General features: G+C 72.0%; 24 protein-coding genes and 1 pseudogene. 17 read left to right on the forward strand and 8 right to left on the reverse strand.

Features of this window, described 5'->3' with window-relative positions; genetic code table 11:
* Positions 1-51: 51 nt before the first annotated feature.
* The 6 genes from E4P38_RS05985 (at position 52) to E4P38_RS06010 (ending at position 4,255) form a co-directional block, all read left to right on the forward strand.
* Complete coding sequence (locus tag E4P38_RS05985) at positions 52-522, forward strand: Rrf2 family transcriptional regulator (RefSeq protein ID WP_135130850.1); 471 nt, start codon at positions 52-54, stop codon at positions 520-522.
* A 43-nt stretch (positions 523-565) separates the two neighbouring features.
* On the forward strand, positions 566-1,090 hold the full coding sequence (gene cysC / locus E4P38_RS05990) for an adenylyl-sulfate kinase (RefSeq protein ID WP_135130851.1): 525 nt from the start codon (positions 566-568) through the stop codon (positions 1,088-1,090).
* A 243-nt stretch (positions 1,091-1,333) separates the two neighbouring features.
* Positions 1,334-3,007, forward strand: a complete 1,674-nt coding sequence (locus E4P38_RS05995) for a nitrite/sulfite reductase (protein ID WP_135130852.1) — start codon at positions 1,334-1,336, stop codon at positions 3,005-3,007.
* Complete coding sequence (locus tag E4P38_RS06000) at positions 3,004-3,174, forward strand: hypothetical protein (RefSeq protein ID WP_209308957.1); 171 nt, start codon at positions 3,004-3,006, stop codon at positions 3,172-3,174. Before E4P38_RS05995 ends, E4P38_RS06000 begins: the two co-directional genes overlap by 4 nt.
* A 2-nt stretch (positions 3,175-3,176) precedes the next feature.
* Positions 3,177-3,881 (forward strand): phosphoadenylyl-sulfate reductase, encoded by a 705-nt coding sequence (locus tag E4P38_RS06005; protein ID WP_135130853.1) that lies wholly within the window; start codon positions 3,177-3,179, stop codon positions 3,879-3,881.
* 83 nt (positions 3,882-3,964) lie between these two features.
* Positions 3,965-4,255 carry a 4a-hydroxytetrahydrobiopterin dehydratase gene (locus tag E4P38_RS06010; protein ID WP_135130854.1) on the forward strand — a complete coding sequence of 97 codons (291 nt, stop codon included), beginning with the start codon at positions 3,965-3,967 and terminating at the stop codon, positions 4,253-4,255.
* A gap of 24 nt (positions 4,256-4,279) precedes the next feature.
* Here E4P38_RS06010 and E4P38_RS06015 read toward each other — a convergent pair whose 3' ends face one another.
* The 3 genes from E4P38_RS06015 to E4P38_RS06025 form a co-directional block, all read right to left on the reverse strand.
* The gene (locus tag E4P38_RS06015; RefSeq protein WP_135130855.1) at positions 4,280-4,651 is read right to left on the reverse strand and encodes a VOC family protein; all 372 of its coding nucleotides are present in this window, start codon (positions 4,649-4,651) and stop codon (positions 4,280-4,282) included.
* Positions 4,652-4,745: 94 nt separating this feature from the next.
* Complete coding sequence (locus E4P38_RS06020) at positions 4,746-5,135, reverse strand: DUF3037 domain-containing protein (RefSeq protein WP_135130856.1); 390 nt, start codon at positions 5,133-5,135, stop codon at positions 4,746-4,748.
* On the reverse strand, positions 5,132-5,974 hold the full coding sequence (locus E4P38_RS06025; RefSeq protein ID WP_135130857.1) for a HipA family kinase: 843 nt from the start codon (positions 5,972-5,974) through the stop codon (positions 5,132-5,134). The genes E4P38_RS06020 and E4P38_RS06025 overlap by 4 nt, the downstream gene beginning before the upstream one ends.
* Positions 5,975-6,059: 85 nt before the next feature.
* Between E4P38_RS06025 and E4P38_RS06030 the strand changes: the two genes are divergently transcribed.
* The 5 genes and pseudogenes from E4P38_RS06030 (at position 6,060) to E4P38_RS06050 (ending at position 12,152) form a co-directional block, all read left to right on the forward strand.
* A complete protein-coding gene (locus tag E4P38_RS06030; RefSeq protein WP_135130858.1) occupies positions 6,060-6,605 on the forward strand; it encodes a DUF1990 domain-containing protein in 546 nt (181 codons plus the stop codon).
* A gap of 406 nt (positions 6,606-7,011) precedes the next feature.
* The gene (locus tag E4P38_RS06035; protein ID WP_209308959.1) at positions 7,012-8,508 is read left to right on the forward strand and encodes a glycosyltransferase family 2 protein; all 1,497 of its coding nucleotides are present in this window, start codon (positions 7,012-7,014) and stop codon (positions 8,506-8,508) included.
* Complete coding sequence (locus tag E4P38_RS06040) at positions 8,508-10,172, forward strand: glycosyltransferase family 39 protein (RefSeq protein ID WP_135130859.1); 1,665 nt, start codon at positions 8,508-8,510, stop codon at positions 10,170-10,172. Before E4P38_RS06035 ends, E4P38_RS06040 begins: the two co-directional genes overlap by 1 nt.
* 26 nt (positions 10,173-10,198) lie before the next feature.
* Complete coding sequence (locus E4P38_RS06045; protein ID WP_167760462.1) at positions 10,199-11,329, forward strand: glycosyl hydrolase family 8; 1,131 nt, start codon at positions 10,199-10,201, stop codon at positions 11,327-11,329.
* Positions 11,326-12,152: pseudogene (locus E4P38_RS06050) on the forward strand (polyprenol monophosphomannose synthase). Before E4P38_RS06045 ends, E4P38_RS06050 begins: the two are co-directional and overlap by 4 nt.
* On the opposite strand, the gene E4P38_RS06055 reads toward E4P38_RS06050, so the two are convergent.
* Positions 12,149-12,898 (reverse strand): ABC transporter permease, encoded by a 750-nt coding sequence (locus E4P38_RS06055; protein ID WP_135130861.1) that lies wholly within the window; start codon positions 12,896-12,898, stop codon positions 12,149-12,151. The pseudogene E4P38_RS06050 and the gene E4P38_RS06055 sit on opposite strands and share 4 nt — an antisense overlap.
* Complete coding sequence (locus tag E4P38_RS06060) at positions 12,895-13,797, reverse strand: ATP-binding cassette domain-containing protein (protein ID WP_135130862.1); 903 nt, start codon at positions 13,795-13,797, stop codon at positions 12,895-12,897. The genes E4P38_RS06055 and E4P38_RS06060 overlap by 4 nt, the downstream gene beginning before the upstream one ends.
* A 142-nt stretch (positions 13,798-13,939) precedes the next feature.
* Between E4P38_RS06060 and E4P38_RS06065 the strand changes: the two genes are divergently transcribed.
* Entirely contained in the window at positions 13,940-16,054 is a 2,115-nt protein-coding gene (locus tag E4P38_RS06065; protein WP_135130863.1) for a catalase, read from the forward strand.
* Between the two features lie 54 nt (positions 16,055-16,108).
* On the opposite strand, the gene E4P38_RS06070 is transcribed toward E4P38_RS06065, so the two are convergent.
* The 3 genes from E4P38_RS06070 to E4P38_RS06080 all read right to left on the reverse strand — a co-directional run bounded on the left by E4P38_RS06070 (position 16,109) and on the right by E4P38_RS06080 (position 18,110).
* Positions 16,109-16,690 (reverse strand): hypothetical protein, encoded by a 582-nt coding sequence (locus E4P38_RS06070; protein ID WP_135130864.1) that lies wholly within the window; start codon positions 16,688-16,690, stop codon positions 16,109-16,111.
* 81 nt (positions 16,691-16,771) lie between these two features.
* Positions 16,772-17,509: an FAD-binding oxidoreductase gene (locus E4P38_RS06075; RefSeq protein WP_167760463.1), complete on the reverse strand. Its 738-nt coding sequence runs from the start codon at positions 17,507-17,509 to the stop codon at positions 16,772-16,774.
* Positions 17,502-18,110, reverse strand: a complete 609-nt coding sequence (locus E4P38_RS06080) for a sulfite oxidase-like oxidoreductase (protein ID WP_135130865.1) — start codon at positions 18,108-18,110, stop codon at positions 17,502-17,504. The genes E4P38_RS06075 and E4P38_RS06080 overlap by 8 nt, the downstream gene beginning before the upstream one ends.
* Positions 18,111-18,272: 162 nt before the next feature.
* On the opposite strand from E4P38_RS06080, the gene E4P38_RS06085 reads away from it, so the two are divergent.
* From E4P38_RS06085 to E4P38_RS06105, 5 genes are all read left to right on the forward strand, one after another.
* On the forward strand, positions 18,273-18,974 hold the full coding sequence (locus tag E4P38_RS06085; protein WP_245160828.1) for a succinate dehydrogenase cytochrome b subunit: 702 nt from the start codon (positions 18,273-18,275) through the stop codon (positions 18,972-18,974).
* 19 nt (positions 18,975-18,993) lie between these two features.
* Positions 18,994-20,940 (forward strand): fumarate reductase/succinate dehydrogenase flavoprotein subunit, encoded by a 1,947-nt coding sequence (locus tag E4P38_RS06090; RefSeq protein ID WP_135130866.1) that lies wholly within the window; start codon positions 18,994-18,996, stop codon positions 20,938-20,940.
* 65 nt (positions 20,941-21,005) lie between these two features.
* Entirely contained in the window at positions 21,006-21,761 is a 756-nt protein-coding gene (locus E4P38_RS06095) for a succinate dehydrogenase/fumarate reductase iron-sulfur subunit (RefSeq protein ID WP_135130939.1), read from the forward strand.
* Positions 21,762-21,843: 82 nt separating this feature from the next.
* Positions 21,844-22,353, forward strand: a complete 510-nt coding sequence (locus E4P38_RS06100) for a helix-turn-helix domain-containing protein (RefSeq protein ID WP_245160830.1) — start codon at positions 21,844-21,846, stop codon at positions 22,351-22,353.
* Entirely contained in the window at positions 22,343-22,882 is a 540-nt protein-coding gene (locus tag E4P38_RS06105) for a PaaI family thioesterase (RefSeq protein ID WP_135130868.1), read from the forward strand. The genes E4P38_RS06100 and E4P38_RS06105 overlap by 11 nt, the downstream gene beginning before the upstream one ends.
* Position 22,883 lies beyond the last annotated feature (1 nt).

The following is a 22,883-nucleotide window of genomic DNA, read 5'->3' on the forward strand; positions in this document are numbered from 1 at the left end:
ACCCTCCCAGAGCAGGCATGGTGGGAGTGCAGGACCCGGCACAATGGCCCGATGCGCATCACTGCCCGGGTCGACTACGCGGTTCGAGCCGCCCTCGAACTCGCCGCCGTCGCCCCCGAGGCGCTGACCTGCGACCGCATCGCCACCGCCCAGGGCATCCCGTCCCGGTTCCTCCAGGCGATCCTCGGCGACCTCCAGCACGCCCGCCTGGTCACGAGTCAGCGCGGTCGTGACGGCGGGTACCGCCTCGCGCTTCCCCCCTCGGAGATCTCGATCGCCCGGATCATGCGCGTCGAGCAGGGCTTCCTCGCCGAGGTGCACGGCCAGCGGCCCGAGGACGTCGAGTACCCGGGCACCGCGGCGCCCCTGGCGAGCGTCTGGGTCGCGGCCCGGGAGGCCTACCGGCGGGTGCTGGAAGAGGTCACCCTCGCCGACGTGGTCGCGGGCAAGCTGCCCGAACACGCTGCCGGACTCGTCGCGATGGAAGAGGCCTGGCACTCCTTCGGCGACACCGCCGACTGACCCCCCGCCTGCGCGGGCCGGGCGTTGCAGGACACTCGGCGTCATGCAGGCACCGGGCGTCACCGTCTTCCTGACCGGCCTCTCGGGCGCGGGCAAGTCCACGATCGCCGATGCCCTCGTCGCCCAGCTGGAGGCCGAGGGCCGCCCGGTGACGGTGCTCGACGGCGACGTCGTCCGCACCCATCTGTCGAGCGAGCTCACGTTCTCCCGCGAGCACCGCGACCTGAACATCGCGCGGATCGGCTGGGTCGCCGGCGAGATCGTCCGCCACGGCGGCACGGTGGTCGTCGCGGCGATCGCCCCCTACGACGCAGCCCGCGAGGCAGCGCGCGCGCTCGTCGAGAAGCACGGTCGCTTCGTGCTGGTGCACCTGTCCACCCCGCTGGAGGTCTGCGAGCAGCGCGACGTCAAGGGTCTCTACGCGAAGGCCCGCGCCGGCGAGATCCGTGAGTTCACCGGCGTGAGCGATCCCTACGAGCCGCCGTCCCGGGCCGAGGTCGTCGTCGACACGTCGGTGACTCCGCTCGAGGAATCGGTCGCGCGCATCCGCGCCGCGATGGCGGAGTGAGCGTTACCACCGACTGACGGCGGCGGCGACCGCCGGATCTTGTGAGACCATGGGCCCCGTGACGGACTGCGGCAGCCTGCTCGTCGCGCGCCTGCACGTCGACCTGGCGCGCGTCTCCAGCGCCGCGTGTCGCGCTCAGCGCTGACAACCGGTCCCCCGCGCACCTCTCCGCGACCCGATCTGCAGCGCCCCATCCCCGGCCCGGGCGCCGCGCGGGTGGTGAGCGCAGGAAGAAGCCTCACCGTGACCTCTCCTCCTCGCACGAGCACCCGGCCCCAGCGCGGCCAGGGCCAGTGGGCGCTCGGCTACCGGGAGCCGCTCAACCCGAACGAGCGGATGAAGAAGGACTCCGACGGGCTCGAGGTCCGTCAGCGGATCATCGACATCTACTCGAAGGCCGGCTTCGACAGCATCGACCCCGGTGACCTTCGTGGGCGGATGCGCTGGATGGGTCTCTATACCCAGCGTGCCCAGGGCATCCCCGGAGGCAAGACCGCCCTGCTGGAGCCGGAGGAGCTCGAGGACTCCTACTTCATGATGCGGGTCCGCATCGACGGCGGGCAGCTGTCCAGCGACGCGCTGCGGGTGATCGGCGGGATCAGCACCGAGTTCGGGCGGGACGTCGCCGACGTCACCGACCGGCAGAACGTGCAGTACCACTGGATCCGCATCGAGGACGTGCCCGAGATCTGGCGGCGGCTGGAGTCGGTCGGGCTGTCGAGCACCGAGGCCTGCGGCGACGTCCCGCGCGTCATGCTCGGCTGCCCCCTGGCGGGCATCCTCGAGGACGAGGTCATCGACGCCAGCGAGGTCCTCGCCGAGACCGTCGCGAAGTACGTGGGCAGCCCGGAGTTCAGCAACCTGCCGCGCAAGTGGAAGACGTCGATGTCCGGCTGCGTGGACCACTGCACCGAACCCGAGATCGACGACGTCTCGTTCGTCGGCGTCCTGAACGCCGACGGCGAGGCCGGCTACGACCTCATGGTCGGCGGCGGGCTGTCGACGAACCCGAAGTTCGCCCAGCGCATCGGCGTCTTCGTGCGCCCCGACCAGGTCACCGCCGTCTGGGCGGCCTGCACCTCGGTCTTCCGTGACTACGGCTACCGCCGGCAGCGCAACCACGCGCGGATCAAGTTCCTCATGGCCGACTGGGGTCCGGAGAAGTTCCGCCAGGTGCTGCAGGACGAGTACCTCCACGAGGTGCTGCCCGACGGCCCGGCCCCCGCCCCGGCCAAGCACGACCAGCGTGACCACGTCGGCGTCGCGAGGCAGAAGGACGGCGCCAACGCGGTCGGTTTCGCCCTGCGCACCGGCCGGATCAGCGGCGGCCTGCTCACCCGCATCGCCGACCTCGCCGACGAGTACGGGCAGGGGCGCATCCGGACGACGACGCAGCAGAAGCTGGTCATCCTCGACGTGCCCGACGAGCGGGTCGAAGGCCTCGTCGCCGCACTGGCCGAGCACGACCTGCTGGTCCGGCCGAGCGCCTTCCGCCGCGGCACCATGGCCTGCACCGGCCTGGAGTTCTGCAAGCTGGCGATCGTCGAGACCAAGCAGCACGCCCAGGATCTCTACGCCGAGCTGGAGAAGCGACTCCCCGACTTCGACGAGCCCATCGGCATCAACGTCAACGGGTGCCCCAACAGCTGCGCCCGGTTCCAGACCGCCGACATCGGCTTCAAGGGCTCGATGGTGCGCGACGACTCCGGCGAGATGGCCGAGGGCTTCCAGGTGCACCTCGGCGGACACCTCGGCGTCGAGGCCACCTTCGGCCGCAAGTTCCGCGGCCACAAGGTGACCAAGGCCGAGACCGCGGACTACTGCGAGCGGGTGCTGCGGGGCTACCTCGAGCACCGCGAGCCCGGCGAGCGGTTCGCGGCCTACGTCGTACGGGCCGACGAAGCCTGGTTGCTGTGACCGAGGAACCGCAGGCGGGAAGGACCCGGCAGCTGCCGGTGTTCCACTGCCCGTACTGCGGGGACGAGGAGCTGACTCCCCACGGGGATTCGGCCGACGGCTGGCGTTGCGGCGCCTGCCTGCGGGCCTTCACGGTCCGCCTGATCGCGACAGGGGTGCAGCAGTGACGATGGCCGTCCGACCGACGCCGGAGACCGCTGCTGCGGCTGACGCCCTCTTCGAGGGCATCGCCGACCCGGTGGAGCAGGCCCTCGCGGTGCTGGCCTGGGCCGGCGACACGTTCGGCGCCGAGTTCGCGATCACCTCCTCGATGGCCGACGGCCTGCTCTCCCACCTGGCCAGCCGTGTCATCCCCGGCGTCAACGTGGTCTTCCTCGACACCGGCTACCACTTCGCCGAGACGATCGGCACGCGCGACTGGATCAGCTCGGTCCTCCCGATCACGCTCGTCAACGTCACCCCGCCACAGACGGTCGGCGAGCAGGACCTCTCCTTCGGGCCGAAGCTGCACGACCGCGAGCCCGACCTCTGCTGCGAGATGCGGAAGGTCAAGCCGCTCGCGCAGGCCCTGTCCGGGTACGTGGCCTGGGGCTCCGGCATCCGCCGCGACGAGTCGCCGACCCGCGTGAACACGAAGCTGGTCGACTGGGACGCCAAGCGCGGCATGGTGAAGGTCAACCCCATGGCCGCCTGGACCCAGGACGTCGTCGACGCCTACGTCGCCGAGCACCAGATCCCGGTCAACCCGCTGTTCGAGCTCGGCTACGGGTCGATCGGCTGCGCGCCCTGCACCCGCCAGGTCGCGCCGGGCGAGGACCCCCGCGCCGGCCGCTGGGCAGGCAGCACCAAGACCGAGTGCGGTATCCACACCTGACGAAGGACCTCGCTGCCCCCACCGCTCGCAAGCGCGCGGCGGGACCCTGCACCGAGGCCGCTCCAGCACGTCACCATGGGGGCATGCCGCGTCCGCCGCGCCTCTCCCCCGACGAGATCGCCGCCGCCCTGCACGGGCTGCCCGAGTGGTCGGGGGACGGCGAAGGGATCCACCGCACCGCCGAGCTGCCGAGCTTCCGGGACGCCGTCGCCGCGATCGCCTCGATCGCCGACGTCGCCGAGGAGATGGACCACCATCCCGACATCGATCTGCGCTGGCGGACGCTGCACCTGAGCGTCGTCACCCACGCCGCGGGCGGGTTGACCGAGCTCGACCTGGAGCTGGCCCGGCGGATCGACGTCCTGCTGCCCTGACTACAGCCGCTGTATCGAGGCTGGTCAGAGCACGCAGAAGAGGTCGGTTCGGTAGCCGTCCGGATCGGCCACGGTCGCGTAGCGCTGTCCCCACGGGGCGTCGTAGGGCGCTGTGACGACCGTGTGACCGGCGTCGGCGACCCGCGAGGCAGCGGCGTCGACGTCGGCCGGCGCGTCGAACAACACCGCGAAGCCGGCGGTGTTGCCGGCGCGCGGTGGCTCGCCGTGCAGCTCCGCGAGGAACGCGGCCTCGTCGATCATCAGCCGGACGTCCCAGTCGGCCTCGATGTGCTTCGTGTCCGCCTCCAGCGGAGGGAACCGGAAGCCGAGCAGTTCGTAGAAGGACACGGCGCGGGACAGGTCCGTGGCGCTCACGGCGACGGCGGCAATCTGCATGCAGCGGGAGTACACCCGCCCACCGACAGTTGCAGGACCCCCCTGCCCCCCACCGCTCGCAAGCTCGCGGCGGGACCCTGCAGCGGAGCCGACCTCAGTCGGTGACGGGGAGCACGAGCAGGCGCAGCAGCCGGTCGGCCTCGGCGTCCGGATCGTCGGTGAGGCCGGTGTGCACCGGACCCGGCTGGATCACCGTGCTGCGCGGCGCGGTCAGCCAGCGGAACCGCGACCCGAGCGCCTCCCGGCCGGCCGCACCGGCACCGGGCTCGGCGGCGCAGATGTCGGCGGCGGCTTGCAGCGCCCGGCCGATCGCCTCGGCGTCGGCGGTGGGGTCCAGCGCCCGCAGCCGCTCGACGTCGAGGTGCACGCGGGAGCCGAGGTAGTCGCGCTGCCGGCAGTAGACGAGCACGCCGGCGTTCAGCGCCTCCCCCCGTTCGATCCTGGGGACGACGCGCAGGACCGCGTACTCGAACGTGTCCCTCATCGCTGGGTCACTCCTTCCGGCGGCGGCGGACCGAGCCACGCCGGCCGGTTCTCCCCGCGCGGTGCACGGCGACGGCCACCCCCACCGGCCTCGGCCGTGGCGACCACACCCGGCAGCCAGGCGTCGCGGGCGCCCAGGCGGGCCATCAGCTGGTCGACGTACCTCGTGCGCAGCGCGTCGGGCTCGTCCACCAGCCACTCGTCGGGGACCTGCGCCAGGACCTCGTCGAGCAGCGGCCGGGTCACCCGGGGCGCGAGCTCGGCGTCGGCGGCCGGCACCTGCGGCTCGCACTCCAGGAGCGCGTGCGCGGACGCGTCGTAGGGACGGCTGACCGCCGCCGCGGCGCCGGGCCAGTGGTGGTGGAAGGTCAGCGCGGCACCGTGGTCGATCAGCTGCAGCCGGCCGTGCCAGAACAGCATGTTGGGGTTGCGCCAGGACCGGTCGACGTTGCCGACGAGGGCGTCGAACCACAGCACGCGGCCGGCGAGGCCGGGGTCCACGCCGTCGGCGCCGGCCTCGAAGTCCAGCGCCCCGGGCAGGTAGTCCAGCCCCAGGTTGCGCCCGGCCGACCGCTGCAGCAGCTCCTGCACCTCGACGTCCGGCTCCCCCACCGCGAGCTCGGGGGCGACGTCGACGGTGACGAGGGCGGGGACCGGCAGCCCGAGCGCCCGGGCCAGCTCACCGCAGACCACCTCGGCGACCAGCACGTTCACGCCCTGCCCGGCAGCGCGCCACTTGACGACGTAGGTGCCCAGGTCGTCGGCCTCCATGAGCCCAGGCAGCGAGCCACCCTCGCGCAGCGGGGTGACGTAGCGGGTGGCGGTGACGGAGGGCAGCACAGTGCGGCGGACGTTACCGCCGCGCGGCCGGACGCCGTCGCAGGGAGACTCGTGCCGTGACGAACGCAGCCCGGACGGGGCGTGCATGGGCCTGCTGAGGGCGGCTGACCCCGAGCGGCTGCGCGGCGCCCCGCTCACCTACGAGGCCGTCGGTGCCGCCCGCACGGGGCAGGTGCCCGACGGCTACCGCCGGGCCGATCGCAGCGCCGTCGTCGGCCACGGTCGGGAGGACTTCGAGCGGGCGGCGGCCGCCGTGTTCGACTGGGGCGCCCAGCGCGGTGCCGGCCTGCGGGTCCGGGCCACGGGCCCGGCGACCGAGCCCGGCACCGTCGTCGTCCTCACCGCCGGCCTGCGAAGGCTGGGCTACGACATCCCCTGCCGCGTGGTGGAGGCGCAGACCGAGGGCGACGAGCGCGGCTTCGCCTACGGCACCCTGCCCGGCCATCCGGAGAGCGGCGAGGAGTGCTTCCTGGTCCGGCTCTTGCCCGACGGCGACGTCGTCTACGAGATCCGCGTGTCCTTCCGGCTGGCCTCGCGGCTGGCCCGGCTGGCCGGTCCGCTGAGCCTCCTCCTCCAGCGAGCGGCCACGGACCTCTACGTCGAGGCCATCTGGCGGGCGGCTCGCGGCTAGACGCCCCGGACCGGCGAGGCGGCTCGTGGGAGTCACCCGTGACAACGGCGCGTTAACGGCACCCGGACCAGCGCTTGTGACCTTCACCGCTTCTGTCCCGCGGGGTCGAGGCACCCCGGTCTCGACGTGCCCCGGGCTATCCGCCGACGGGCACGGCCACACGTGCCGACTCGCCGGTCCGGTTGCGCGCCATCGACCTCGTCGGTGACCGAGCGTCACGGCGAGGCGCGGTTGGGGGGCACGCGAGCGGCCAGTCGGGGCGGATGGACGGACTGCCCGAGGTGCGAAGCCCGCGTGAATTCGACATGACGTTGCCCCATGGGCACTCCCGCTGCCGCACGGTTGTCGAGCAGAACACGGGTTCCGCAGCGCGCCCGGCTACAGAACGTGAGGCCCTCCTGTGAGTGTGAACGACAGCCGGAGCCACGAACGCGCCGACCGGGCGCGGCGGTCGGCTCCGCGACGTGCGCCGCGCCTGCTGACGTGCCTGCTCGGGACGGCGGGGCTCGTCCTGCTGTCGCCCTCGGTCGCTCGCGCCGCAGTGGAGCCGGCTGCGCGCGTCTCGGAATCCGGCCTCGACGCGTGGGCGGTCGCCGGGTTGACCTTCCTGGTCCTGGTCTCTCTCTTCCTGACCGCTGTTGCCGTGACCACCGTCGCCTGGATGCTGCACGCCTGGCGCAGTCCGCAGAGCCTCGCCGCGACCGGGTTCTCCGGTCGGCACCGCCTGCCCGAGCGCACCTTCTCCCTCCTGGTCCCCGCCCGCCACGAGGAGGGCGTGCTGGGCGACACCCTCGACGCGCTCGCCGCCCTGCAGCACCCGCGCTACGAAGTCATCGCCATCGTCGGCCACGACGATCCCGGAACCGACGCGGTGGCGCGGGCGGCCGCTGCGCGCCACCCGTCGCGCGTGCGGGTCGTGGTGGACGACAGCGTGCCCAAGAACAAGCCCAAGGCCCTGAACCGCGCGCTCCAGGAGTGCCGGGGCGATGTCGTGGGCGTTTTCGACGCCGAGGACGACGTGCATCCGCAGCTTCTCCGGCTGATCGACAACCGCTTCACCGAGACCGGCGCGGACGTCGTGCAGGGCGGCGTCCAGCTCATGAACATGCGCACCAGCTGGTGGTCCCTTCGCAACTGCATGGAGTACTACTTCTGGTTCCGCAGCCGACTGCACTTCCACGCCCAGGCCCGGTTCATCCCGCTCGGCGGCAACACCGTCTTCATCCGTACGGCGTTGATCCGGGACGCCGGCGGCTGGGATGCGGAGTGCCTGGCCGAGGACTGCGAGATCGGCGTCCGGTTGTCCACCAACGGGGCCAGGGTCGTGGTGGCCTACGACCCGGAGGTCGCGACCCGGGAGGAGACGCCGGGCTCGCTGAAGAGCCTCTACAAGCAGCGCACCCGGTGGAACCAGGGCTTCCTGCAGGTGCTCCGCAAGGGCGAGTGGCGGCGGCTGCCCACCTTCCGTCAACGGCTGATGGCCCGCTACCTGCTGACGATGCCGTTCCTGCAGGCGGCCACGGGCGTCATGATCCCGATCTCGGTGCTGCTGATGCTGACCGCGAAGGTGCCCACCCCGATCGCGCTCCTGACGTTCTTGCCGCTGGCCCCGACTGTCGTCTCCCTGGTGGTCGAGGTGGCCGGACTCGGGGACTTCGGCCGCGTCTACGGCATGCGCATCCGGATGCGCGACTACGCCCGCCTCCTGCTCGGCAGCTTCCCCTACCAGGTCTTCCTCGCCGCAGCCGCGATCCGCTCGGTCGTCCGTGAACTGCGGGGTGACGGGTCGTGGGAGAAGACCGAGCACAGCAACGTGCACCGCAGCCTGCCGGTCGTGGCGCAGCTGCGGCCACAGCTGCAGACCGCGAACGCGGTCTCCCTCGGTGAGCGCGAGGCCGTCTGATGGCGGCCGTCACGCTGTCCCGCCCGGCCACGTCGGCGGTCCGCCCCCTTCCTCGGCTCCCGGGCGACGAACTCCCGGAGGGTGCCGAGCCGCCGCGCCCCCGGGGCGGCGCACGGCTGCGATCCCTGCTGTGGCTCGTTCCGCTCCTGGCGCTCACCGGCCTGGTCCAGGGGATCAACCTCACCGGCGCACCCCAGCGTTTCGACGACGAGGGGACGTACGTGGCGCAGGCGTTCGCCGTCGGCACGTACGGCGACCTCGCGCACTACACCTACTTCTACGACCATCCGCCCCTGGGCTGGCTGCAGATGGCGGGATGGACCCAGCTCACCGCGGGTTTCTCGCGTTACGAGGAGGCGGTGACGGCCGGACGCGAGTTCATGCTCGTCTGCACGCTCGTGGCTGCCGGGTTGCTCTGGCTGCTGGCCCGCAGGCTGGAGATGTCCCGGCCGGCGGCGGCGGCCGCTGTCGCGATCTTCGCGCTCTCGCCTCTGGCCGTGCAGTTCCACCGCTCGGTGTACCTGGACAACATCGCCACGCCCTGGCTGCTGGCCGCGTTCGTCCTCGCGCTGCCCCGCCGCGAGCAGCTCGCCGGCTACGCCGGCGCTGCCGCCGCATTCGGGGTGGCCGTCCTCACCAAGGAGACCTACCTCCTGTTCCTCCCCTTCCTCGCCTGGCAGATGTGGCGGGGGGCGCACCCCAGCACACGCCGCTACGTGCTTCCCGTCGCCGGGACCGTCTTCGTGCTGGTGGGCTCGGTCTACGTCCTCATGGCCGCCCTCAAGCACGAACTGCTGCCCAGCGCGGGCCGGACCAGCCTCTGGGACGGCGTCTGGTTCCAGCTCGTCGACCGGCCCGGCAGCGGCTGGCTGGCCGACACCTCGAGCGCCGCCTACGCGACAGTCGGCATCTGGTGGCGCCTCGACCCGCTCCTCATCGTCGCCGCACTGCTCGCCGCGCGGTTCGCCCTGCACGTCCGTCACCTGCTGCCCCTCGCCGCGGCGTTCCTGACGCTGGTCGCATTCATGTTCCGGCCCGGCTATCTGCCGGTCCCCTACGTCGTGCCGCTGATCCCGCTCGCGGCGCTGCTCGTACCCGGGACGGTGGAGGCATTCCTCGGACGAGCGCTGCGGTCGGCCCGGCCGCATGCCCGGCGCTTCGGGCTCACGGCCGTGGCGACGGTCGCGGCGGCCGGGGTGGGGTTCGCCGGCGCGTCCTGGCAGGCGCCGCTGGACGCCCTCCTCACGACCGACCAGGACCGGCCCATGCGTCAGGCGCAGGAGTGGCTGGAGGAGCACGCCGACCGGGACGACCGCCTCATCGTCGACGACGCGATGTGGGTCGACCTGGTGCGCGCGGGCTTCGACCGCGCCGGAGTCGTCTGGTACTACAAGGTCGACACCGACCCGTCGGTGGTCGGCCGCGCGCCCGACGGGTGGTCGGACTACGACTACGTCGTCGTCACCGAGTCCATGCGCCGGCTGCTGGGCGACGCTCCGGTGCTGGACGACGCCATCCGGCACGCGAGCACGGTGGTGGCCTTCGGCACGGGCACCGGGATGGTCGAGGTGCTCGAGGTAGCAGTGGTCGATCCCGACGTCGCGACGGGTGCGGCCGGGCCCGCGACGGCGGCGACCGCGACGGCGTCGAGCGCCGTCCCATGACGCCCCGGAGGTCTCCGGGGTCTCGGATGCCCCCGCAACCGGGCGGCCGGCGGCGAGCGGCGGCGATCTCGGCGGCGGCGCTCATGCTGCTCGGCGGGTGCACGTCCGGGAAGTCCCCCGCGCCGGCCGAGGCGGCCGAACCCACCTCGACGGCCGCCGCCCCGCTGACCGGCAGCCAGGCGGCCGAGGCGTTCCTCGCCTCCTACGTCGACGACTCCGGCCGGGTCGTCCGCCTGGACCAGGGCGGGGACACCGTGAGCGAGGGACAGGCGTACGCAATGCTCGCCGCGGCAGCCGTCAGTGACCGCGGGGCGTTCGACAGGGTGTGGTCATGGACGAAGCAGAACCTGCGCCGTCCCGACGGACTCCTGAGCTGGCGCTGGTCCGACGGCGCAGTCGTCGACGCCGAGTCCGCTTCGGACGCAGACCTCGATGCTGCCCGGGCGCTGCTCGTGGCGGGCCGGACCTTCGCCGATCCGCGTCTCATGGCCGAGGGGACGGAGCTGGGGCGACTCGTGCTCGACCTGGAGACGGTCGTGACCGGTGCGGGGCGGATCCTCGTCGCCGGCAGTTGGGCCACCCAGGCCCCCTTTGCCTACAACCCGAGCTACTACTCACCGGCAGCTACGGCACTCCTTGCAGAGTCCTCGGGGGATCCCCGCTGGGCTGAGCTCGACGCGGGCAGCCGCGCGGTCACGGTGGCGATGCTGACCCGCGCGGACCTGCCGCCGGACTGGGCGCAGGTCCGACCGGACGGGGGTGTCGACGCGATGCCGGGCGCGCAGGGTCGGGGGCAGAGCGTCCGCTACGGCTATGACGCGGCACGCACCCCGATCCGCCTCGCGGAGTCCTGCACGCCCACGGACTGGGCTGTGGCCGCCGGGCTGACCGAGCCACTGAGCCGAGCCGGCAATGCCGCGGAGCTCGACCTGGGAGGCACCCCTCTCGCCGAGGGGGACTCCGTCGTGGCGGCGATCGCCCAGGCGGCTGTGGCCGCCGCGGCCGGGGACGGCGACGGCGCCAGGGGCCACCTGCTCGACGCCGACCGTATCCAGCGGGACCACCCGACGTACTACGGAGCGGCGTGGGGAGCCCTGGGGCGACTGATCCTGGAGGGCGGCCGACTCGGCGGGTGCCTGCCGCTGGGGCCGGGATGAGCGTCGCGGCCGGAGCTCGCGGCCGGCCTCGCATCGCCCCTCGTGCGGACGCGTCCACCCCGACCACGCGCACCCTGGTGATCATCCCGACCTACGACGAGCGGGAGAACCTGCCACGGATCACGGCCCGCATCCGTCGGTCCGTTCCCGGCGCCGCCCTCCTGGTGGTCGACGACTGCTCTCCGGACGGCACCGGTGAGGTCGCGGCAGATCTCGCCCGCCACGACCCGCCATCAGCATTCTGGCGCGCCCGGCCAAGGAAGGGCTCGGCGCCGCCTACCGGGCCGGCTTCGCGTGGGGGCTGGCGCGCGGCTACGACGTCCTCGTGGAGATGGACGCGGACGGGTCCCACCAGCCCGAGGAGCTTCCCCTCCTGCTCCGAGCACTCGAGCAGGCCGACGTCGTCCTCGGTTCGAGGTGGATCGCCGGTGGACGGGTCCTCGAGTGGCCCCGGAGACGGCGTTGGCTGTCGCGGGCCGGGAACGCCTACACCGGGCTGGCGCTGGGGATGCCGGTGCGGGACGCGACCAGCGGCTACCGCGCGTACCGCCGCTCCGTGCTCGAGGAGCTGGACCTGCGCCGCGTGGTGTCCCGTGGCTACTGCTTCCAGATCGATCTGACCCGGCGCGCCGTGTCGGCCGGATGCGCCGTCGTCGAGGTGCCGATCACCTTCGTCGAGCGGGTACTGGGCACCAGCAAGCTGAGCGGCCGGATCGTCGTCGAATCCCTGGTGCGGATCACCTGCTGGGGGATCCTCGACCGGGGGCGGCAGCTCACCCGGATGCTCGGGCCCCGGACGCGCCGGCCGGGTCCGGGGGGCTAGACGTCGCCGCGCTCGAGCAGGACGGCGCCGAGCAGCCACACGCCGACCGACCAGGCCGCGACCACGGCCATCCCGACCGGCCACGTCGTGGAGACCGCGAGGAATGCGTCCTCCCCCACGCGCAGTGCGGGCAGCGCCTGCGAGACGCGCTCCGCGAGGTCGCCGCCGGCGAGGGCCAGGGCCGGCGGGGCGACGAAGACCAGCGCGACCCCGACCCCGACCGCACCGGCGGTCGAGCGCAGCACCGCGCCGAGGGCCACCCCGAGGACGCCGACCAGACCGGCCGCACCGACCTGTAGCCCCAGCGTCCGGAGGACGTCGGGATCGCCGGGCTGCACACCCCCCGGCACCGACGTCAGCGTGCGGGCGGCGAGCGCGCAGACCACCGCGAGCAGCGCACTGAGGACCAGGCAGTAGGCGAGGACGACGACGGTCTTCGCGAGCAGGAGCCGGGTGCGACGCGGCACCGCGACGAGCGTCACCAGCGCCATCCCGGACGCGAACTCCGTGCTCACCACGAGCACCCCGAGGACGACGAGAGTCAGCTGCCCGACGCCGAAGCCGGTGAGCGCGGTCTGCACCGCGACGTCGGCACGCGGTGAGGTGTCCGTCCCTGCAGCGGCCAGCCAGCCGGAGGCACCGACGACGATCAGGTAGACCGCCGTGCACCACCACGTCGAGCGGACCGACCAGAGCTTGGTCCACTCGCTGCGCAGCACGGACCCGAACGGCACCGCCCGGCTCACGGGGTCGTCGCCCGGTACTCGACGGCGTCGTCGGTGAGCGCGAGGTAGGCCGCCTCGAGCGACGCCGTCACCCGGCTCAGTTCGTGCAGCCGCACATCGGCGAGGAAGGCCACGTCCCCCACCTCGGGGAGCTCGAGGCCCTCGATCCGCAGCGCGCCGTCGATCTCGAGCTCGACGCGGCCGCCGGCCCGTCGGAGGGCGTCGGCCAGCATCGGTCCCTGCGGGGTCCGCACGCGGACGGCGGAGTGCGCCCCGAGGAGCTCCGCCATCGGGACGTCGGCCAGCAACCGACCGCGCCCGAGCACGACGAGGTGGTCAGCGGTGTCCTCCATCTCGCTCATCAGGTGGCTGGAGACCAGCACCGTGCGCCCCTGGTCGGCCAGTTCGCGCAGCAGCTCCCGCACCCACCGGATGCCCTCGGGGTCCAGCCCGTTGACCGGTTCGTCGAGCAGCAGGACGTCGGGGTCGCCGAGCAGGGCCGCGGCGATCCCGAGCCGCTGGCCCATGCCGAGGCTGAAGCTCCGCACCCGGTCGTCGGCCACGGACTCCAGACCGACCAGCTCGATCACCTCGTCGACGCGTGCGGCGGGCAGCCGGTTGCTCTGGGCGAGCCCGAGCAGGTGGCGGTAGGCGGTCCGCCCGGGATGCCGGGCGCGCGGGTCGATCAGCGCCCCCACCCGGCGCATCGGGGAGGCCAGCTCGCGGTAGGGCTGCCCGAGCACGGTCGCCGTCCCGGACGTGGGCCGGGCCAGCCCGAGGACACAGCGCATCGTCGTCGTCTTGCCGGAGCCGTTGGGACCGAGGAAGCCGGTGACCCGGCCCGGGTGGACCGTGACCGTCAGGTCGTCGACGGCGACGCGGGTGCCGTACGCCTTCGTCAGCCCCGTCAGCTCGATCACCGGGTCAGCATGGCCACCTGCAGGTTTCCGGTGTGCGAGGCGCGCCCCTCGTCCCCTTCCGGCCTGTGGCAGGCGGCGGTTCGGTTGTGCCCCAGGGGGTAGCGCGACGACGAGTCCAGGATCCGACACTTCAGGAGCACCGATGCCCCCCGCACGCAAGCCCGACCAGAAGGCCCCCCGCACCGTGAGCCCCACCGGGGTCGGCTACGACGGACCCAAGACGGGCCGCGACCCACGGGAGCAGGGCGGCGACAAGCTGACCACGCCGAACGGCGTCCGCATCCCCGACAGCGACCACTCGCTCAAGGCGGGTCCGCGCGGGCCGGTCCTGCTCGAGGACTTCCACCTGCGCGAGAAGATCATGCACTTCGACCACGAGCGGATCCCGGAGCGCGTGGTGCACGCCCGCGGCGCCGGGGCGCACGGCGTCTTCACGGCGAACGGGGCGGCGGGAAAGGTGACCCGGGCCGCGGTCCTGGCCGAGAAGGGCCTCGAGACGCCGGTCTTCGTGCGGTTCTCCACCGTGCTGGGCTCGCGCGGCTCGGCCGACACGGTCCGGGACACCCGCGGATTCGCGACGAAGTTCTACACGAAGGAAGGCACCTGGGACCTCGTCGGCAACAACATCCCGGTCTTCTTCATCCAGGACGCGATCAAGTTCCCCGACATCATCCACGCCGGCAAGCCGCACCCCGACCGGGAGATCCCGCAGGCGCAGTCGGCGCACGACACCTTCTGGGACTTCGTCACCCTCCACACCGAGGCCACGCACCACACGATCTGGAACATGAGCGACCGGGGCATCCCCCGCAGCTACCGGACGATGGAGGGCTTCGGCGTCCACACCTTCCGGCTGGTCGACGACAATCGTGAGACGGCGCTGGTCAAGTTCCACTGGAAGCCGCGGCTCGGGGTGCACTCCCTGACCTGGGAGGAGGCGCAGATCGCCGCGGGCTTCGACCCCGACTTCCACCGCCGCGACCTCTACGACGCCATCGAGAACGGCGCCTTCCCCGAGTGGGACCTCGGCATCCAGGTCTTCCCCGACACCCCGGAGGAGACGTTCGAGGGCATCGACCTGCTCGACCCGACCAAGATCGTGCCGGAGGAGCTCGCGCCGGTGCAGATCATCGGCACGCTCGTGCTCAACGGGAACCCGACGAACTTCTTCGCCGAGACCGAGCAGGTCGCGTACCACACCGGTCACCTGGTGCCGGGGATCGAGAGCACGAACGACCCGCTGCTGCAGGGCCGCAACTTCTCCTACCTCGACACCCAGCTCACCCGCCTCGGCGGCCCGAACTTCACCCAGATCCCGATCAACCGTCCGCACGCCCCGGTCAACGACAACACCCGGGACGGCTTCTACCAGCAGGCGGTGCACACGGGGGTGGCGCCGTACACGCCCAACAGCGTCGACGACGGCGTCCCGTTCCCGTCGGACTGGGCCGAGGGCGGGTACGTGAACGTCCCGCGGCACGTCGAGGGGGACGTCGTCCGCGCGGCGCCGTCGTCGTTCGACGACCACTACTCGCAGGCGGCGATGTTCTACGCGAGCCTGACCAGCATCGAGCAGCAGCACATCATCGACGCGTACACCTTCGAGCTCGGCAAGTGCTACGAGCAGGGGATCAAGGAGCGCGCGCTGACCGTGCTCGCGAAGCTCGACGAGAACCTGTGCACCCAGGTCGCCCTGGGTCTCGGGCTGCCGGTGCCGGCCCCGGAACCGGTCGACCACATCGCGGAGTCCCCCGCGCTCCGTCAGATCAAGCCCACGCCGTTCCCGATCGCCGGCCGCATCGTCGGCGTGGTGGCCGGGCCGGGCGCGGACCTCGACGGCATCGCCACGCTGCGCAAGGCGCTCGAGGCCGAGGGCGCGCTGCTGCGGGTCATCGCCCCCAACGGCGGTCAGCTGGCGAAGGGCAAGAACGTGGAGATCGTCGAGCGGACGTTCGCCACCGGCCGCTCGATCGAGTTCGACGCGATCGTCGTCGCCGACGGCGCACCGAAGGACGGCGACTTCCGGGCCCTCGTGATGCTCCAGGAGACGTTCCGGCACCTGAAGGCCGTCGGCGCCTGGGGTGACGGCGTCGAGGTCCTCGCGGCCGCCGGCATCGACCCGGAGGCGCCGGGCGTGCTCACCGGCAAGAAGGCCAGCGCCAAGCTGGCCGCCGGGCTGATCGCCGCGCTGGGCCTGCACCGGGCCTGGGACCGCACGCCGCTGGTGGCCGCCTCCCTGGTGCCGCCGTCGGTCTGAGCGGTTCGCACGGCACGGGGCCGGGTCCGCATCGCGGGCCCGGCCCCGTGCCGTTCAGCGACCGGGCGGCGGGGGGTACTGGCCGGGCGGCGGCGCGTACGGACCTGCGGCCGGTGGAGGCGGCGGGGCGTACGGACCGGGCGCAGGAGGTGGCGCGTACTGGCCCGGCCAGGGGGCGGGCCGGTCGTCCACGAACGGGATCTTGACGATGTACTGCTGGTAGAGCTTGACGCCGTCCTCCACCGACAGGTGGCCGAAGTGCATCAGGCCGGCCAGGCCCTCCAGTTCGGTGTTGGCGGCCTCGGCGCTGCTCAGCCGCGCGACGTCGTCCTGGGCCTTGCCGAGGTTGGTCAGCACCGCGGCGCTGACCGACACCAGCAGGGCGAGCAGGCAGAGCGTCCGCCAGACGTAGCTGTCGCTGGCGAGGCCCAGGGTGTTCTGCACCGTTTCGGCGAAGGGCTCGCCGCCGAAGGCGGGGCCGGCGGTGAACAGGGCGGCCAGCGAGCTCAGGACGACGGTGATCGTGGCCCGCCGCCGGGTGCGCGGCCGGTGCTCGCGGAGGAACGCCTGCACCGAGGCCCGGCGCGTGTCGATGCGCCAGAGCAGATCCCGCCGGAGGTCGCTGTCATCGGCCATGAGCCGTCTCCCGCCTAGGGGCGTCGCGCTACCCGGAAGCGTAGCGACGACGGCCCGCCGCGGACCGCTTACCGCTCCCGCTCAGGCAGGCGCCCCGCTCGGACCGAACCGCTCGACCCGGACGTCGGCCGCGGGCAAACCCAGGTCGACCAGGATGCGGCTGGCCGACTCGGCGAAGGACGCCGATCCGCAGACATAGCCGGTCTGGCCGGGTTCCCACAGGGGGATGAGCTCGCCGGCAGTCAGCCGCCCGGCGGGCCGGATGCCGTGCGCCTCGCGGGTGAGCACGATCAGCGCCCCGGTGTCCATGAGCTCCTCGGCGTAGGGCAGCTCCGCCATGGTCCGGCTGGAGACGGCGATGCGCAGCAGATCCGCGCGGCCCAGCGCCCGGGCGTGCCGCAGCATCGCGATGAACGGGACCACGCCGAAGCCGCCTGCCAGCAGCAGCGCGGGCGTCTCGCCGTCCCACACGAACCAGCCGCCGATCGGCCCGCGCACGTCCAGCTCGTCGCCGGGCTCGACGACGTCGGCCAGGTAGCTCGACACCTCGCCGTCGTCCAGCCGCTCGACGAACAGCTCGACCAGGGGGTCCCCCGGAGCCGACGCCACCGAGTACGAGCGCTGCGCCGTGTAGCCGTCCTCGGCGGTGAGCCGGACGACGTAGTGCTGCCCCGGGAGGTGGTCGACGCGGTCGTGCACGTCCAGGCGCAGCTCCACCGAGCGCTGGATCGGCCGCCGAACGCCCGACACCGTCGCCGTCCGCCATCCGCCGCTCGGCGCGCCGGCGACCCCGGGGCCGAGAACCTCGGCGTCAGTCACCCTGGTACCGCTGCTGGCGCCACGGGTCGCCGAGGTCGTGATAGCCGTTCTGCTCCCAGAAGCCGGGCTGGTCGCGCGTCATGAGGGTCAGCTTGGTGACCCACTTCGCGCTCTTCCAGAAGTAGAGGTGCGGCACCAGCAGCCGCACCGGACCGCCGTGCTCGATCGGCAGCGGCTTGTGGTCGAACTCCCACACGACCCAGGCCTTGCCCCCGGTGATGTGCTCCAGAGGCAGGTTGGTCGTGTAGCCGGTCTTCGACGTCGCCATGACGAAGTGCGCCTCGTCGGTCGGCCGGGCGGCCTCCAGCAACGTGTCGACGCTGACCCCGGCGAACTGGGTGTCGAACTTCGACCAGGTCGTGACGCAGTGGATGTCGCCGCGGTACTCCGAGGCGGCAAGCTTGTGCGCCTCGTCCCAGGTCCAGGTGGTCGGCGTCTCGACCTTGCCGTCGACGGTGATGCTCCACGTCTCGGGGGCGATCCGGGGCGTCGGCTCGGCGGTCAGCACCGGCCAGTCGGAGCCGACGTCGTACTGACCGGGCGGTAGCCGCGGATCGCGGTCGCGCTTGCGGCCGAAGAATCCTCGCGTGGCAGTGGCCATGCCTGTGGTCCTCCCCCAGGGCGGGCGCGGCAACCCAGCCCCCGGGCCGCGCAACGCTCGACCCTAACGGCCGCACCGCTGGTGAGGGCAGCCTTACATGAGCTGAGTCACCCCGTGTTTACCTGGCCGCAACCCCGGGGGGGACCTAGCTTGTTCCTTGTGGTGACGGTGACGGATTCGGTCCGGCGGAGGACCCCCAAGGCGGCGAAGACCAACTCGGTCTTCAAGAAGGTCGTCATGGCGGTCAGCGGCATTCTGATGCTGCTGTTCTTGATCGCTCACATGATCGGCAACCTGCACGTGTTCCAGGGCGCGGAGTCGTTCAACGACTACTCCCAGTGGCTGCGCAGCTTCGGTGAGCCGGCCCTGCCGCCGCGCACGCTGCTGACGGCGATCGAGGTCGGCCTACTCGTATCCGTCGTCGCCCACATGTGGGCGGCCATCTCGCTGTGGCGGCAGGCCAAGCGCGCCCGGCCCCAGGCCTACGTCACGAAGAAGTCCGTGGTCCAGAGCTACGCCTCGCGCACCATGCGCTGGGGCGGCGTGATCATCGGCCTGTTCATCGTCTACCACATCCTCGACCTCACCTTCGGGGTCGCGAACCCCGACGGCACCGACTCCACGCCCTACGACCGCCTGGTCGCGAGCTTCCAGAACCCCATCGCCACGACCGTCTACGTCGTGACGCTGATCCTGCTGGGTATGCACCTGCGGCACGGCGTGTGGAGCGCCACCCAGACGCTCGGCCAGAGCAACCGACGCCGGGAGCGCACGGTCAACGCTTTCGCGGTCGCCTTCGCGACCCTGCTCATCGCCGGCTACCTCGTCGTGCCGGCCGCCGTCGTCTTCGGGCTCGTGGACTAAGGACAGGAACGCACTCCTCATGCCTCTCGAACTCTTCAACGTCGGCGAGCCCATCGCCGACACCAAGGCACCGACGGACGTCGAGATCGGCGAGCGCTGGAGCGAGCGCCGGTTCCGCGGCCGCCTGGTCAACCCGGCCAACCGCCGGAAGATGACGATCATCGTGGTCGGCACCGGCCTGGCCGGCGGCTCGGCCGCCGCGACGCTCGGCGAGGCCGGCTACAAGGTCAAGTCCTTCTGGTACCAGGACAGCCCGCGCCGCGCGCACAGCGTCGCCGCGCAGGGCGGCATCAACGCCGCCAAGAACTACCGCAACGACGGCGACAGCGTGCACCGGCTGTTCTACGACACGGTCAAGGGCGGCGACTTCCGGTCCCGCGAGAACAACGTGCACCGCCTCGCCGAGGTCAGCGTCAACATCATCGACCAGTGCGTCGCCCAGGGCGTCCCGTTCGCCCGCGAGTACGGCGGCCTGCTCGACAACCGCTCCTTCGGTGGTACCCAGGTCTCGCGCACGTTCTACGCCCGCGGCCAGACAGGCCAGCAGCTGCTGTACGGCGCCTACCAGGCGCTGGAGCGGCAGATGGCGGCCGGGAACGTCGAGCAGCACTCCCGCACGGAGATGCTCGACCTGATCATCGTCGACGGGCGGGCCCGCGGCATCGTCGCCCGCGACCTGGTCACCGGCGAGATCAGCACGCACTACGCGGACGCCGTCGTGCTCGCGACCGGCGGCTACGGCAACGTCTTCTACCTGTCCACCAACGCCAAGGGCTCCAACGCCACGGCGATCTGGCGGGCACACAAGAAGGGCGCGTACTTCGCGAACCCCTGTTACACGCAGATCCACCCGACCTGCATCCCGGTCAAGGGCGACTACCAGTCCAAGCTCACGCTGATGAGCGAGTCGCTGCGCAACGACGGCCGCGTGTGGGTGCCCAAGGAGCGCGGCGACGAGCGCGACCCGCGGGAGATCCCCGAGGGCGACCGCGACTACTACCTCGAGCGCCTCTACCCCGCGTTCGGCAACCTCGTTCCGCGCGACATCGCGTCGCGGCAGGCGAAGAACGTCTGCGACGAGGGCCGCGGCGTCGGCCCCGGCGGTCTGGGCGTCTACCTGGACTTCGCCGAGGCCATCGAGCGGCTCGGCCGCCCGGCGGTCGAGGCCAAGTACGGCAACCTCTTCGACATGTACGCCCAGATCACGGGCGAGGACCCCTACTCGGTCCCGATGCGGATCTACCCCGCCGTCCACTACACGATGGGCGGTCTGTGGGTCGACTACGACCTGCAGTCCTCGATCCCCGGCATGTTCGTCATCGGCGAGGCCAACTTCTCCGACCACGGTGCCAACCGGCTCGGCGCCAGTGCCCTCATGCAGGGCCTGGCCGACGGCTACTTCGTCCTCCCGGCGACCATCACCGAGTACCTCGCCGACGGCCCGTTCGACAAGATCGACGACTCGCACCCCGCCGCCGTCGAGGCGCTGCAGGGTGTCCAGTCGCAGGTGCAGAAGATGCTCAGCATCAACGGCACGCGCACCCCGGCGTCCTTCCACCGGGAGCTCGGCAAGCTGATGTGGGACCTCTGCGGCATGGAGCGCTCCGAGGAGAGCCTGCGCAAGGCGCTGGACCGGATCCCCGAGATCCGCCAGGAGTTCTGGACCAACCTGAAGGTGTCCGGTGACTGGCACTCCTTCAACCAGACCCTCGAGCACGCGGGGCGGGTCGCCGACTTCATCGAGCTGGCCGAGCTGATGTGCATCGACGCCCTGCACCGCAACGAGAGTTGCGGCGGCCACTTCCGCGCCGAGAGCCAGACCCCCGAGGGCGAGGCGCTGCGCGACGACGAGAACTTCGCCTACGTGGCGGCCTGGGAGTGGACGCCGGAGAACGAGCCGCCGGTCCTGCACCGCGAAGCCCTCGAGTACGAGTACGTCCACCTCGCCCAGCGGAGCTACAAGTGACAGCCACACGTGAGGGCGCCACCCGCGCGAGCGCCGGCACCCCCGCCGCCGCGGAGAAGCGCGGCATGAACCTGACCCTGCGGATCTGGCGGCAAAGCAACCCGTCGGTCAAGGGCAAGATGGTGACCTACAAGGTCAGCGACATCTCCCCGGACATGTCCTTCCTCGAGATGCTCGACGTGCTCAACGAGCGGCTGATCATGGACGGCGACGACCCGGTCGCCTTCGACCACGACTGCCGCGAGGGCATCTGCGGCATGTGCGGCGTCATGATCAACGGCCAGGCACACGGGCCGCAGCAGACCACCGTCTGCCAGTTGCACATGCGCTCGTTCAAGGACGGCGACTCGATCGACATCGAGCCGTGGCGGGCCAGCCCGTTCCCGGTGATCAAGGACCTCGCCGTCGACCGGCGGGCCTTCGACCGGATCATCCAGGCGGGCGGCTACATCAGCGTCCCGACCGGGACCGCGCCCGAGGCCCACTCGACGCCGGTGCCGAAGAAGGACTCCGACGCGGCGTTCGACGCGGCCACCTGCATCGGTTGCGGCGCCTGCGTGGCGGCGTGCCCGAACGCCTCCTCGATGCTGTTCACCGCCGCGAAGGTCACCCACCTCGGGCTCATGCCGCAGGGCCAGCCCGAGCGCGACGACCGGGTCGTCAACATGGTCCACCAGCAGGACCTCGAGGGGTTCGGCGGCTGCACCAACATCGGCGAGTGCTCGGCGTCCTGTCCCAAGGGCATCTCCATGGAGACCATCTCCCGGCTCAACCACGACCTGCTCGGCGCGCTCCGGGCCGGAGTGCGCCCGAAGAGCTGAGCCACCGACCCTTCCTGCTTTTGGTACCAAAAGCAGGAAAGGTCGGTGGCGGCGGGTCGGTTTGATGTGCAAACCTAGGGACGTGCACGCCCACTATCCCCTCGCGGACCTCCCCGGCCGGCCCTGCTCGATCGCCGCCTCCCTGGAACTGGTGGGCGAGCGGTGGGCCCTGCTCGTCATCCGGGAGATCTCCCTGGGCAACCACCGGTTCAGCGAGATCGCCCGCGGCACGGGCGCCCCGCGCGACCGGCTGTCGGCCCGCCTGACCGCACTCGTCTCCGCGGGTGTGGTCGAGAAGCGGCCCTACAGCGACGCTCCCCCGCGGTCGGGCTACCACCTCACCGAGTCCGGCCGCGACCTGCTGCCGGTGCTCCAGGCACTGCTCCAGTGGGGTGACCGGTGGGTCGCCGATGCCCCGCCGGTCGAACTGCACCACTCCCCCGGTCCGCACGCCGACCACGTCGTCGACGCCGCGTGGATCTGCCGCACCTGCGGCGAACCGGTCAACGCCTCCCGCGTCCAGCGGGTGCTCACCCCTGCCGGACGCGCGCTTTCCGGCCTCCCCCTCGAAGAGGACGACGATGACCGCTGAGGCGCCCGAGCTGACCACCCCCGCGGAATGGGGCCAGCCGCGCTCCCGGACGGTCACCTGGCACGACCCGCTGGTCACCGCCGCCGGCGCCATGGAGCGCTCCGGCCTGGAGACGATGGAGGCGATCCGGGACGGCGTCCTGCCGCCCCCGCCGATCGCCATGCTCATGCAGTTCGACATCCGCGCCCTCGAGGAGGGCCGGGTGGAGTTCGGCTGCACCCTCGACGAGTCGGTCTACAACCCGATCGGCGTCGTCCACGGCGGGCTGGTCTGCACGCTGCTGGACACCGTCGCCGGGTGCGCCGTCCACACCACCCTGCCGCGGGGCTTCGCCTACACCTCGATCGAGCTCAAGGTGAACTACCTGCGGGCGGTGCACGCGTCCAGCGGGCCGCTCACCGCCATCGGGCGGGTCGTCAAGCCCGGCCGGCGGGTCGCCTTCGCCGAGGGGGAGATCCTGGACGCCCAGGGAAAGACGGTGGCGACGGCGTCCAGTTCGCTGCTGGTCTTCGCGCTCCCCGTGAGCTGAG

The organism is Blastococcus sp. CT_GayMR16 (assembly GCF_004570875.1).
Taxonomy (GTDB): Bacteria; Actinomycetota; Actinomycetes; order Mycobacteriales; family Geodermatophilaceae; genus Blastococcus_B.